The following is a 14,542-nucleotide window of genomic DNA, read 5'->3' as shown; positions in this document are numbered from 1 at the left end:
ATTCTGTCCTTTCTATACTACTTAAATAATGTATATATTTTTTTTATCTCCGACTCGGTTCCTAGCTCTTCATCTGATAAGTTCTTTATTAACTTATTTCTTAATTCTTCATTATGTATTAGCTTCTTAATTCCCTCCGAAAGTGAGTGAGCATCCATGTCTATAATCAGCCCATTTTCTTCATTTTTAATTTGATCTTTAGCTGTACTGAAATTTGTTACCATTATTGGTTTATGCAGTATTTTTGCTTCATCTATTGCGATAGATTTTCCTTCGAACCTAGATGGTTGTACATATATATCTGCTTCTCTTATATACGGATAGGGATTTTCTTTCAGTCCTAACAGTAAAAAATGATCTTGAAGGTGATTTTCTTCTATCATTTTTTCTAACTTACCTCGCCCTTCCCCTTCTCCAATGATATACCACTTTATTTCATATCCATCTCCAACCAGATTCTTACATGCTTCTATAGCCAAATCAAATCCCTTTTCATGACTTAGCCTTCCTACAGAAACAAGCTTTACCCCTTTACGCTCTAGATCTACCTTTTCCTGTGACATTTTATTTATCGTACTTGGAGATACTATGTTATGAATAACACCTATTTTGTCGTTATATATAGAAAATCTTTGTTTTAACACATTGGCACATTCCTCAGACACCGTCACTATATGATCCAATGAACGAAAATAACCCATATCAATTTTAGGATCCATTCCTAATTTGTCATAATCAGTGTGTATAAAACCAATTTTCTTATTCGCATTTACTTTGTCTATACAAAAGTAAACTGGGTTCTTTTCTAAGTACCCAATCGCTACATCATACTTTTTACTTATATTCTGTAAAGATTTTGATAGATATCGCCATACTCTCTGTTCGCAACGGGCTTTGTTTTTTTCACTTTTAAATATGTAACCTGCACAAACCCTTGATAAGGCTATATCTAGTCTTCCTTGTCGCAAGCATTTCATGATAGCTGCTTTTATCGGCATATCAAACAACTGATACTCAGAAGGTTCTTCCAATACATTCACTTGTTTAGAGATTTTATTAAGGAATAAACCTTCATGCTTAAATAAAAATAAATCCACATTATAGCGAGAGTAATCCATCGTATTCAACAGAGAGATTAATGACTTCTCAGCCCCACCACAGTTCAAATTATTGATAACAAATAATACGTCTTTTTTCATAATAATCACCTTTTAAAGAATTCCGTAGAGCTTATTTATTTCTTTTTCGGTTCCTAACTTTTCTGTAGATAAATTATTTACGATTCTTTCCCTTAATTCTATATCTTTGATAAGCCTTTCAATTTCAGTTGCTATTCCTTCTTCAGACATCTCAGCAATAATTCCGTTTATTCCATGATTTATTTGATCTTTTGCAGTTTCAAAGTTGGTCACCACTATCGGTTTATGCAATATTTTTGCTTCGTCAATTGCTATAGACTTACCTTCATACCTAGATGGTTGCACATATATATCTGCTTTTCGTATATAAGGATAGGGATTTTCTCGAACCCCCAAAATTGTAAAGTGGTTTGATAGATGATGATTTTCTATTAAACGTTCTAATGCATCTTTTTCATTTCCATCCCCTAATACGTACCACTTTATCTTGTATCCTTTTTCAAGAAGTAACTTGCAAGATTTCACCGCTAAATCTAAACCCTTTTCATGACTTAATCTGGCGACAGTAATAATATTGGTATAATGTCTATCAAACAAACTGTCATCTTCTATATCTTCTTTAGATAAATCATATATAATGCTAGGAGCTACTATATTATATATAATCATAACTTTATTTTTTAGTTGTGGAAAATTTTCTTGTAACGATTTTGCACACTCTTCTGAAACCGTTATTAGATTATCTAGTTGTTCAAAATATGAGTTATCGAACTGGCAATCCATACCTGAATTCGAATAGTTTGTATGTATCCATCCAGCCTTTTTTTTGGCATTGACTTTATCAACTACGAAGTATATTGAAGACTTTTCAAGATAGCCTATCGCTGCATCATACTCTTTTTCTAACACTTCAAATGACTTACTTTGATATTCCCATGTATACTGTTCTGAAATTGCAGCTTCCCTTATCAATCTATTTTTAATAGTGAACATCAATCTTGAATATGCTAAATCAATTTGTCTATTCTTTAAAAAGCCTATTATTGAATTTTTAAGGCTAGATGCAAATATTTTATAATCACTTGGCAGATCTAATATATTTACCTCTCTTGGTATCGAATTTATGAATATTCCTGTTTTATTAAACAAAAATAAATCTACATCATATAAACTGTAATCTATCTGAGATAGTAAATTTATCAAGCTTTTTTCTCCACCACCAGCAGATAAACTAGGCATAACAAATAGTAGTTTTTTTTTCATAATGTACCCCAAATTACTTAGACAATTCTTTCAAATATTCTACTGCTTTGTAAGACATTTTCTTTATATTAGGTATAGATTGTCGTAGCTTTTGCCTTATCTCCTCTTCCTCTCGTACCATCTCATCAAATCTTGCTTTTAATTTATTACTATCAGATATCTCCTCTATATCTAAAACTAATTTTTCTTCCCCAAATATATCTTTAGATATCCCTTTGGACTTTACACTATATCCCAATACCATAGTCGGAATAAAACTAGAGTAAGCGGCTATGGTTGCATGCGTTCGAGCTCCTATAAAGAAACGCATTCTAGCTATATACCCCTTATACTGTATTGCATTTAAGTTATCTGGTAACAGAATCACTCTGCCTGTGTCCTTAAATTCTTTGTAATATTTGTAGAGAACTTCGTAATCATTGTTCCCATCTTCAATAACGTGAGGTGTAAGAGCAATCGTCATATCTGTAGTATTTAATATATGATTAATTAACTCTCTTACCGCAACTTGAGAATTCTCATTTCTATTCCATACAAGCGGGCTAAAATTAAGACCCATTGTATTTCCTTCCTGCCATCCATTAGGCAACTCCAATTCTTCTTTTTCCATTGTAAATGCAGCATCAGCACACAATTGAACATTATTTAATCCTTGTTTTTTTAACATATTATAGGTAAGACTTTCGCGGGCCAATATTAAATCAAAGAGCTTTAGATCTTCCAACTTTCTTTCAGACATATCCTCTTCTCCTATAGAACATCCCCATAGTACTAGCTTTTTTCCCTGCATTTTTACTCTTCTATCAATCTCATACCACCCAGGTTGCTCTCCATAACAATAATTATCCCCTCCGATAGATAAACATACATCGGAACTTTTTATATGCTTTATTATGTTATGATGAATTTTCCCTAACGCATAAGACTCATCGTTAAAGAGTTTTACTTTAACTGAGGACAATAACCAATCATATGAATATTTTTTCAGACTGCGGCTAGAGCCATCATATATATAATCTAACTTATTGATTACCTTATCTGTTTCAGGTCTATCTGATGCCAAACATACTTTTGCTCCATCTATTTTTTCTTTTATAATATTTGTAGAAGCTCGAACTATCGCTTCGCACCCTCTATTCAAACTGCCCCCATGGGCAAACATCATAAACTTCACACTAAATTCCTCCAGTTTTATTTATTTCTAAGCCTGCTGTAAGAGACTGCGAAGTATAACCCCACAGTAGATTTTCTTTTAATCATATTTATTAAAAATTTCTCATATCTACCAAGCTTGCTATAAGTTACTTCACAATATAGCGGCAATGCCTCTCTAACATGTTTATTGCATATCATATTTTTTATGTATTCATATCTCTCACTAAACCGTATTTCCTTAGACGGTTCAAAATAAATATATACGTAGGAAATTACACTATTTATAAACTTTCTTGATTTCAATTCACGTATCTTTGCCTTATCGACCTTTTCGATGTAAATTTCCGGTAGTTCCATATTATATACTTCCACAGCTCGCTTGAAATAATCTTTTTTTGAGATATCCCGAGTTGCGCTACCCGCTACATCCCTATAATAATATCCCGTATAATCTATATATTTCATATTAGTTGCATTACTAAAAAATTGAATATTAAACATTCCATCCTCTCCTAATGCAACCTTCTCTGGAAACTTCACATTATTTTTCGTTATTATGCTACTTTTATAAATTTTGTTTACAGCAGTATTTAAATTATCGCTTTTAAGAAAATAGGTTAATATCTCTTTATTTATATATTCTTTTTCTAGAACAATATTAGTTGGAAATGGATATTCAATTGTTACCTTATGCCCTTCAATCTCACTTCTTAAATTTGATATAATTACATCACAATTGCTTTGTTTTGCTGAATTATACAGGGTTTCATACATATCCGCTTCTACATAATCATCAGCATCAACAAATCCAATATATTCACCATTAGCTATAAGAATTCCTTGATTCCTTGCAATACTCACACCTTGATTTTTTTGATTTATAAGTATAATCCTGTCATCTAGTGCCCTATACTTTTCAATAATCTCTACACTATTGTCCGTTGAACCATCATTGATAAAGATAAATTCGCAGTTATGAAGCACTTGATTTAACAGTGATTCTATACACCGAGTAATATATTTACCAGCATTATAAACCGGTATAATTACACTGACATTTCTATTCATGAGCAAATCACCCCTTTGCTTCGAATCTCTTATACTTTCATTTTTTTAAATTTTTGTAGTTGTACCAATACACTTAATAAACTTTTAAGCCTCCATAATTTCATACAACTTATTTAATTCATACTTATTACTATAATCAGTATTACTACAATTGTTAGCTAACTGCTTTCTTACGGTAGCATCCCTATACAATTTTTCTATTCCATCTGCTATTCCTTCAACAGATAATTCCGTAATATATCCGTCAATCCCATTTTTCACTTGACTGTTTGCGGTTGTATAATTTGTAATTAGGACTGGTTTTGCAAGTATCTGAGCCTCTCCTACTGTAACAGCTTTTCCCTCATATCTAGATGGTTGGACATATAAATCAGCTTCTTTTATATATGGATATGGATTAATTTGCTTTCCTAGCAACACAAAGCTATTTTCTAATTTCAAATCCCTTATTAGATTTTTAATCATTGTTTCGTCTCCACCATATCCAACTACATACCAGGCTATATTCTCATAGCCTTTATCTTTCAATATCCTTAAAGCCCTAACAGCATTATCGATTCCTTTTGCATGAGATAGCCTAGCCACAGTTATAACTTTAAAACGGTTATCAAGAAGCATGGGGGTATCTATTTCTTCATTCGCCATATCTCTAATAAACTGCGGGGAGGTTATATTTTCCATTACTATAACCTTATTTTTTAATGCACTATATTTTTTTAAAAATGAATTTTTGCATGCTTCTGATACAGCTACAATATAATCAAATTTATTCCATACTTTTAAATCCATCTCTATATCTGTCTCAATTGTAGAATAATCTGTATGAATCCATGCTATTTTTTTCTTAGCCTTGACCTTATCTGCTACAAAATAATGCGGCCACAAATAACTAATTGCAACATCATACTCTTTATCTAGTTTAGGTAAAAATGGAATAGCATATTTCCACATTAATTGCATTTGATAATATCCTGTCTCTACTATTCCTTTAGCTTTTCCTGCAAAACGGGTATTTATCTTAGATAAAATTCTAGAAAATCCAATGCCATACTCTTTATCCTTTAAAGTTTCTCCGATTGACTTCCTAAAGGTGGTGTATTGTGGAACTTCTTCTAATAAATTTACCTTGTTACAAACTAATTCCATAAAATCCCCTTGATGTCTATACAGCATTAAATCAACAGCATATTTTTTGTAATCAAAACCCTCAAGCATACTTATAAGGCTTCTTTCTACTCCTCCAACTTCCATATCAAATGAGGCTACCAGTATATCCTTCATATATGCCTCCTAATTTTTTGTAACAAATTTTCTTATCCGCGCTATATTTTCTCCACCTATAACCTTAGATGCTAACAGTTTTAAACTACTCTTCAATCTCGCTTTAGGTGGTAACCAACTTTTATAAAAATGATGCATTGCATATGTATTTGGAGTAATAAATTTTCTACAGTTAATATAATCATATGGAGAAAAATATGTTTGAGGATAGAAGGCTCCTACCCCACTTATTTCTTGATATTTTCCATTCAACTGTAATCCTTTATTTTTTAGTATCTCGCTTATAATCGCCACATTGGTTAAACTGTCATACTTTCCATCCTCTTTAATAAAACTTTTTTCTTCGTATGAATCTAGAAACATTTTTATTAACACATTTCCTTTAGTGGCCCCTATTGTACTTGTAGCTATATAGTTCTCTTGTTCAAATCCCCAAAATGAATCATGATGTAGCATATCATCAAAAGATTTGAATACCTCTACATCCGTATCTAAGTAAATTCCTCCAAATTTATAAAGAGCGTATACTCTTACATAATCGCTTACAAATGCAAATTTTTTGTATTCATAGGCTTCCTTGACATATAAATTACAATTTGTATCAAAATTATCTTCATTCCACTCAATTATTTCATAACCAGATAAATTCTCTCTCCAGCTATCTATACATTTTTTTACTATTGTTGGTTTTTCTCCTTTACCGAACCAACAATAGTGAATGGTGCGTGGAATCTTTTCTGTAAATGCCAACTCAGTATCTCCTTTCCAAACTATATGGAATAATATACTTATACACCTAAATTCCCATATTTCATTGATCAACTAGTCATTAACATATTTCACCTTAAAAAACTTAGAAATTTAAAAAATTACTTTTATAAATAATGTTTAATGTTATTACATTCTCGTATGCATAGAAAATAAAATAAAATACTAATATTGCATAATAAACTAGTTTTTGGTCTTTATCAGTAAATAATTTTATAATCCATGAAATTAAAATTAATTGGTATAACCCAAAATATATGGAAAATCTTGCGAAAATCCAATTTTGTGTTGAAATTATCATGAATACAAGTCCTAATATAGACATATTTACTACATAGTCACTTTTAGGAAATATTTCCCTAAGTTTCTCTCTTCCAATGTAAGCAATAATAATTGGAGGAATATTAACTCCAACTCTAAGTATATTTGCTCCGCCCTCAGAAAAGTTCTTGTAATCTCCATACTGACTATCTCCTATGACTGAGAATAACGTATCTAAAAATTGATTAAACCCTATAACTATGAGTACAGAGCAAAAAAGGGTTACATACGTTTCCCATGACCATGCTCTTCTCCTAATCATAAAATATATTGGAATAAGGATAAGTGCAGTTTGATGTATTGTTGATGCAAATAGAATAATTAGAATATACTTTTTCCAGTTACCTTCAAATATATATTTTGTTGCAGCAAAAATAATTGCTGCTGCAAGAAATTGCCTTATCCCATTCATTGATGTTAAATACATTCCACCTGTTATATATACATATAAACTTAATTCGAACATTCTTGTATATTTATATAAAACCAATACAATAAGTACATTTGTTATTAGTGCCGTTACAAAAATCAATATTTGAGGGTCATTAGAGAACTGTTTTAAAATCATCTGAAGCACATTAAAACCCATATCTTTTCCTTCTTTTATATGTTCCCAATCAAACGTATCTTTTTTATAAGAATACATATAAAAAAAAGTATCCCCGATATTATTACGGAGACCAGACACCATTACAAGAATAACTATTGTTAAAAATACTAACAGCTTATTTGGCTTTGATTGAACAATGTGTGGTCCCATTATTACAGGAGTAGAAAAATATCTTGCTAAAAAAGAAAGAATATAAACTAAGGCCAGCGTAACCCAAAATATAAACATTTTTAAATTCCTTTCATATTATAGATTGTAAATATAAAACTCTTTGCTATTCTTTAACCAAATAATTCAATAATATAACCTATCAGTCCTATATTTCTCTTACAATCTAAATACATATGACAATAAAATACACAGTTAATTAAAGACCTACTATTTATTTTTCAAAACAGTAGCTTTACTTGTCTTTTGAATATAAAAATGAAGCATAATCCCAAAAGGTGTAGCCACCAAAGTAATAAATTTACATGGGGACTCAATGAGAAATTTATAGTTTTTGATCATCAAGTTGCTAGATACATAATGTATAGATTCTCGAAATTTTTCTTTTAATGTAGGAGCATATTTCATAGCAACTTTTCTAAAGAATGAGAACCCTTGGGGATTTTTTCTATATTGCTTAATAATATTCATGCTAGATCCATCTGCTAAATACTCAACATGACAAAGAACTTTATTCATAATGAGTAACGGATGCTCTTGATCAATAAGAATATATTTATAACTTAAAGGACAGTACTTTTCGCCCGGAAATATTGGATATGGTGGGGTTTTTCGTGTTAACTCTGATCGATAAACTAACTTTTTATCACCTGTGACTTTATATTTCGCATGCAGATCTGTCAGTTTAGATTCCTTCACATGTTCCGGCATCATCGTTCCAATAACTTTTCCATTTGGATTAGCATCTAATCCTATTATGCCAGCGTAATCATTACTTCCATACTCCTTCCAAAAACGAGTGATATTTTCAACGGCATCATCCGCCATATAATCATCAGAATCAATACAAACATTAAGTTCCGTATCAACTAATTCATAAGCAGTATTATGTGCCCCGTGCATTCCCTGATTCTCTTGATAATGATACTGAATTGAGATACTGCCTTTGGAAATCCAATTTTCTATTAACTCTCTTGTTTCATCTGTAGATCCATCATCAATAATTAACCAAACAAAATCCTTACTTGTCTGTCGCTTTAAACTTTCATAACATAAATGCAGCGTGTAAGCACGGTTAAATGTAGGCGTAAAAATTGTAAGAGTAGGTTTCAATTTACATCTCTCCATCAATCATCTAATCTATTAAAATTCATCCCCTAATATTGTTAATATACTATTTAATACTAATCTATCAGGTCTTACATATTCATGGTAATATCTATAATTGTTAATCATCATTTGATATCTATAATTTCCATCATTTGATAAAGTATATATTTGATTTATACATTCTTCTGGTGTTTTAAAAACAAGATAATTTTGACCATCACGAAAATCACCTGGGACTTCATAATGTAATTCTTCTGTTACTATTGCCTTGCTTGCTGCAACATACTCTGCAAATTTCCAACCAATAGATTGATGTAATCCCATAGTTGCAATACAAATTGCAGATTCTTTTACCTTTCTTAGGTAATTATTCCGTTCAGTAGCTTTTCCGTCTTCTATAACAATATCTGCATAATTTTTATATGCAAATTCTGATGGTGCTACTCCTCCATAAAATTTATCTCCAAACTCTTTTCGACAAAGTCTAATGCATGTTGCTCGAAAATCATTAATATATGCACGTTCTTCCTTTTTATCCGAAGAAATTTGCCCTTCATAATCTCCATTTACATCCCATAGCCTAGCCATAAAAAGAATTTTTGAATCTATTTCTTTATGAGGTATATCTTCAAAAGAATTAATACGATATAAACCATTGTAATATTGAGACAACGGAACCTTCCGTATTATTTTCTTAATTTTCTCCCTAAGTGGATCTTGAGGCATCGGTGAATGCGCAATATTTCCAGGTATTGTAACCATATAATTTAATCCAAGAGGATAAATTTTTTCCTTATGCCTTAACTTTGAATTATAAAAACTATTAAAACTTCGCTTAAAGTAAAAGTCGTATTTTTCTAACAACACATTCATAAACTCAACATAATCCTGATTTTGCTTAAGCAAATTATCATAACCATCATTAACATCATATAACACTCGAGTTTTCCCGTTGATTATAACTTCCATCATATTATAAGGTAATTGATCTTGATGATTCTTACTAAGTTTCTCTATCCTCAAGTCTATTACTTCTTGTTGAGCAAGTAGAACAAAACCTGCAGTTATATTATAGAGATGCAGCGGAACTTCTCCTAGCCTAAGACAACATGAAACTCTTGACATCATTGTGCTCCTTTTTAATCCTTTAGACATTATTTAAAATATAGAAGTTACTATTCATTAAAGCGCTTGAAGATAAAAATTCTCAAGCCAAGTAGCCGATTCACTTATATCATATCCTTCTTTCTTGATATACCCTTCTACATCTTGCATACGTTTATTGACATCCAATATATCCTGCGCCCATATTTCGGGGGAGGTATTTATGCTTTCAAAACTCACTAGACCTGCTCCCATGTCTACTTCTTTAGTTATCGCATCCGAGATTACACAAGATAACCCAGCTCCTTGCGCTTCTATAAGAGTAACAGGCAATCCTTCATGAATGGATGGGAATGCAAATACATCAAAAGCTTGAAGTAAATGGTCGATATCGCTCCTTATGCCAAGAAACTTTACATTAGCCCCTAAATTTAATTCTTCCACTTTTTGTTCAATCTTTAACCGTAACGGACCATCCCCCACCAAAACAAGAACGGAATCTCTTCTAAGTTTAACTAACTGAGCAAACACTTCTATAAGGAATCCATGATTTTTTTGATGCGCAAACCTTCCTACATGCCCTACTACAAAGTTATCAACTGTAAGATTTAGTTCCTCTCTTATCTGTTTTCTAATTTCGGGGGAAAATGAAAACTTTTCAGGCTCAATTCCATTTTTTAAAATCGTGGCAGTATCTGTTTTACCTGCAAATAACCAGCGAGATGCTGCATCCGAGCATGCTAGAAGATGTGTCGCACTTCGTAATATATACTTCCCTGCATACCACTTATAAACTTTCGCAGCAACTCCACCTTCACTGCTAGTATTGTGACTATGTGCGATACGAACTGGTATACCAGCTTTCTTAGCTGCACGTAACACAAATCCACTCATCTTATCCATGTGTGAGTGTACAATCTTATATTCTTGATAAGATTCAAAAAAATTATCTAAAGACTTTATGTATTCGTTATGACCACCATCAGTAATATATGGAATCCTGTGCACTTTCCCACCTAATTCTGATATTTCTGTATCGAAAACACCTTCCTTACAAGTAAGAAAATCAAACTGCACTTTATTTCGATCTATATTCCGGTACAAGTTCATAATAAGGGTTTCTGCACCACCACGGTTCATATTGACTACAACATGTAAGATTCTTAATGGACAATCCAATCTAACGCCTCCGTTCTACTCATAAACATGGTGTAAATATAGCTCTTTTCTTCTAATACTTTATTGACGGCATAATTATTTTTAATAATCTCACGACCAGACTCTCCGAATATGCCTTGTAAGCTACTATTTTCAGCAAGATATTTTATCTTTTCTGCCATTGTCTGTATGTCTTCACGACCTACTGTCCAACCATTTACACCATTTTGAATTAACTCTTTATGGCCCCTGTTCTCACTGGCTATAACAGGCAATCCGCAAGCCATCGCTTCCATAATATTAACTGGTAACCCCTCACGTAGACTGGATGCAACAGAAATATCACAAATAGGTAAAATTTTTGCAATATCATTCCTATAACCAAGGAAATCTATCATTTCAAATACACCCATTTGTTTAGCTAAATTTTTGCAATCATTTATCAAAGGACCATTCCCAGCCAATAGAAGCCTTGCATTGGGAACATGATCTTTTATTAAGGCCAATGAACGAATCAAAAACTGCTGATTTTTATTTTTATTAAACTCAGCCGCATAAAACATTAAAAAATCATCCGGTTTATAACCCATCTCAATCCTTAGACAATTCTTTTGGGCCTCACTAACTGGTTTAAAATATTCTGTGTCCACTCCCACCCCATGAATTTGTTCAATTTTAGGTACTTTAAACTTTCGCTGAACAGCCAAGTTATAATCTTCTTGGTTAATTGTAATGAGGCAATCTGTATAATTTGCTAGCATTTTTTCAATTGGATAATATAACAGCCAATTTGCAAGCGGGGCACCTTTACAAAAATGAAATCCATGCGCAGTATATAAAACTTTTGTTCCATGCTTTCTAGATTTTCTTGCTGCCAAACGTGCAATGGCTCCCCCCATCGGGGTATGACAATGAATAATTTTATATTGATTTTCATCAATAATATCTTTCAGCTCTTTATAAGCCTTAATATTCTTAAATTGCAAAGGTGACCTTTGAATAGAAATGTCATACTTCTTATCCACATATGGAAGTTCTATGTTGCCAGCAGCAGCAACATGTACTTCCCAGCCTTGTTCTTTAAACCATTTCATATACGGCAAATGAAATGCTTTAAAGTGAAAGTCTACCGTCGCACAAAATAATACTTTATTTTCCATATATATATCACCCTACAATTGTTATATTGTAACTAACCACCTGTGCATACTTCATGCTCATTTCTCTACATAGTAAAACATAAGTCTAAGCATATATATGCAGATCAAAATCCATATTTACATCATATTTTGTGGAGTTATATGACTATTTGCCAATGTCAATACACGTTTTCTTAATTCCGTCTTCTCGAGATTCTTATAAGTTTGGAGAACTGCTTCAATTTCGTTTATACAAAGGTTCGATGTTTTGCCTATATAAATTTTAGGATGAATTTGTTGCTCATGTATTTCTTCTTTTTTCAATAGTTCTTCAAAGAGCTTCTCTCCAGGTCTTATTCCAGTGAACTCTATTTGTATTTCTTCTAGCGAATTTCCTGATAATGTAATTAAATTTTTCGCAAGATCTACTATTTTCACAGGATCTCCCATATCTAATACAAATATTTCTCCACCTTTAGCTAATGCACCAGCCTGTATTACAAGCTTGGACGCCTCTGGAATTGTCATAAAGTAACGAATCATATCTGGATGTGTAACCGTAACTGGACCACCTTGCTTAATTTGTTTTTTAAACAACGGTATAACACTACCGCGGCTTCCTAATACATTACCAAATCTTACAGCCACAAACTTTGTATTACTTATTTTGTCCAAGTTTTGAATTACCATTTCAGCAAGCCTTTTTGTTGCTCCCATTACACTTGTCGGATTCACAGCTTTATCTGTAGAAATCATTACAAACGTCTCGACCCCATTCCAGCTTGCCGCTTTTGCCACGTTTGTTGTCCCAATTAAATTGTTTTTGATAGCTTCTTCGGGGTTACGTTCCATCAATGGTACATGCTTATGTGCAGCGGCATGATAAACAACTTGAGGCTGATATTGACTCATTACTGACATCATTTTCAGATCATCCTGTACATCAGCAATTTCTGTGGTAACGACAATATCTGTGTCACCGTATAGCTCTTTCAATTCCATTTCGATAGAATAAATACTATTTTCACCATGACCTAATAAAATCAATTGTTTTGGGTTGAATTTTGCAATTTGACGACAAATTTCAGATCCAATTGAACCACCAGCACCAGTTACTAAAATAATTTTATTAGTAATAAATTCTGAAATACTTTCAATATCCAATTCAACCGGATCACGTCCTAATAAATCGTCTACTTGGACATCACGAAATTCATTCACTGAAACTTTTCCAGTCACTAAATCCTCTAGCATTGGAAGAATTTGTGTTTTTATTTTTGTCTTGGAACATTCTTGAAAAATCATATTTAATGCTTTCTTGCTAAGTGAGGGAATTGCTATTATGATGCTATCAATATCTAATTGCTGAACAGCAAATTCAATACGGTCAATTCCTCCAATTACCGGTATTCCAAGAATATCCAACCCTTGTTTCTTTATATTATCATCTATAAATACCACAGGCAGTAATTCAGTATCATTACTATTCAAAAGTTGCCTTACAACCATTGTACCTGCAGAACCCGCACCAATAATTAGTGTTCTTTTTTTGTCGTCCCCTTTTTGGATATAAGCATCTCTGAACATCCGCCATAGAAAACGTGATCCTCCAATCAGTAAAATATGAATCATCCACGTTACAACAAGAAGACGGAAATAAATATCTTGAACCAATATTTGTTGTACTACTGCTGTTGTGATAACAGAAAGTGTGATTGCTTTTAAAATAATTAGCAATTCTCCTACACTTGCATACTCCCATGCTTTTTTATAAAGCTTATAAATAAAAGAAAAAATATGATGGCTAAGTAGCAGCATCATTGCACTCACTACGATGGGAAATGTTATGACATTGAAATCAGCACTTACTAAGAAGCGACTAAAGAAAACCGTAGTTAATACGATTAAGGAATCAATTAAAATTAATAAGGATAATCTCTGACGATATGTCATAATAGGCCCCCCTCTCTAAATTTTTTATATATAACAAAAGGAAATCCTCATAATCGTTATCTTAGAATTAAAAGATTTATATATTGAATATGTCTAGCTAAACATATAGACAAGGAAAATAATCAATAACCAACTAATACAAAGTTCCTGTCTACAAAATCCTTTAGAAAGACTTTCTAGACAAGAACCTCAAATAAGTTTGGGCATCTAACCCTCCCTCACACCACACTCTTGACGACTAACGTCTAAGGTTCTTCAACCCACAGTATGATCGAGTGTCTCCATTGATAGTGGTAAGGAGACAT

12 protein-coding genes are annotated in these 14,542 nt (G+C 32.3%); all 12 read right to left on the bottom strand.

The window, feature by feature from the left end:
- Positions 1-17: 17 nt before the first annotated feature.
- The 12 genes from MR065_RS16070 to MR065_RS16015 all read right to left on the bottom strand — a co-directional run bounded on the left by MR065_RS16070 (position 18) and on the right by MR065_RS16015 (position 14,237).
- Complete coding sequence (locus MR065_RS16070) at positions 18-1,199, bottom strand: glycosyltransferase (protein WP_242214350.1); 1,182 nt, start codon at positions 1,197-1,199, stop codon at positions 18-20.
- 12 nt (positions 1,200-1,211) lie between these two features.
- Entirely contained in the window at positions 1,212-2,402 is a 1,191-nt protein-coding gene (locus tag MR065_RS16065; RefSeq protein ID WP_242214349.1) for a glycosyltransferase, read from the bottom strand.
- Positions 2,403-2,415: 13 nt separating this feature from the next.
- On the bottom strand, positions 2,416-3,576 hold the full coding sequence (locus tag MR065_RS16060; protein WP_000671003.1) for a polysaccharide pyruvyl transferase family protein: 1,161 nt from the start codon (positions 3,574-3,576) through the stop codon (positions 2,416-2,418).
- Between the two features lie 17 nt (positions 3,577-3,593).
- Positions 3,594-4,625, bottom strand: coding sequence for a glycosyltransferase (locus MR065_RS16055; protein ID WP_242214348.1), 1,032 nt, complete (start codon positions 4,623-4,625; stop codon positions 3,594-3,596).
- 84 nt (positions 4,626-4,709) lie between these two features.
- A complete protein-coding gene (locus tag MR065_RS16050; protein WP_242214347.1) occupies positions 4,710-5,906 on the bottom strand; it encodes a glycosyltransferase in 1,197 nt (398 codons plus the stop codon).
- 9 nt (positions 5,907-5,915) lie between these two features.
- Positions 5,916-6,656 (bottom strand): glycosyltransferase family 32 protein, encoded by a 741-nt coding sequence (locus MR065_RS16045; RefSeq protein WP_242214346.1) that lies wholly within the window; start codon positions 6,654-6,656, stop codon positions 5,916-5,918.
- A 103-nt stretch (positions 6,657-6,759) separates the two neighbouring features.
- Positions 6,760-7,833 carry an EpsG family protein gene (locus tag MR065_RS16040; protein ID WP_242214345.1) on the bottom strand — a complete coding sequence of 358 codons (1,074 nt, stop codon included), beginning with the start codon at positions 7,831-7,833 and terminating at the stop codon, positions 6,760-6,762.
- A gap of 150 nt (positions 7,834-7,983) precedes the next feature.
- Positions 7,984-8,886, bottom strand: a complete 903-nt coding sequence (locus tag MR065_RS16035) for a glycosyltransferase family A protein (protein ID WP_242214344.1) — start codon at positions 8,884-8,886, stop codon at positions 7,984-7,986.
- Between the two features lie 30 nt (positions 8,887-8,916).
- Complete coding sequence (locus MR065_RS16030) at positions 8,917-10,008, bottom strand: glycosyltransferase family 1 protein (RefSeq protein WP_242214343.1); 1,092 nt, start codon at positions 10,006-10,008, stop codon at positions 8,917-8,919.
- Between the two features lie 57 nt (positions 10,009-10,065).
- The gene (locus MR065_RS16025) at positions 10,066-11,166 is read right to left on the bottom strand and encodes a glycosyltransferase family 1 protein (protein ID WP_242214342.1); all 1,101 of its coding nucleotides are present in this window, start codon (positions 11,164-11,166) and stop codon (positions 10,066-10,068) included.
- The gene (locus MR065_RS16020; protein ID WP_242214341.1) at positions 11,151-12,305 is read right to left on the bottom strand and encodes a glycosyltransferase family 4 protein; all 1,155 of its coding nucleotides are present in this window, start codon (positions 12,303-12,305) and stop codon (positions 11,151-11,153) included. The genes MR065_RS16025 and MR065_RS16020 overlap by 16 nt, the downstream gene beginning before the upstream one ends.
- 117 nt (positions 12,306-12,422) lie before the next feature.
- Positions 12,423-14,237, bottom strand: a complete 1,815-nt coding sequence (locus tag MR065_RS16015) for a polysaccharide biosynthesis protein (RefSeq protein ID WP_242214340.1) — start codon at positions 14,235-14,237, stop codon at positions 12,423-12,425.
- Positions 14,238-14,542 lie beyond the last annotated feature (305 nt).

Source organism: Bacillus cereus group sp. BfR-BA-01383, assembly GCF_022663495.1.
Taxonomy (GTDB): Bacteria; Bacillota; Bacilli; order Bacillales; family Bacillaceae_G; genus Bacillus_A; species Bacillus_A cereus_AU.
This window is presented reverse-complemented; position numbering and strand designations above follow the sequence as displayed.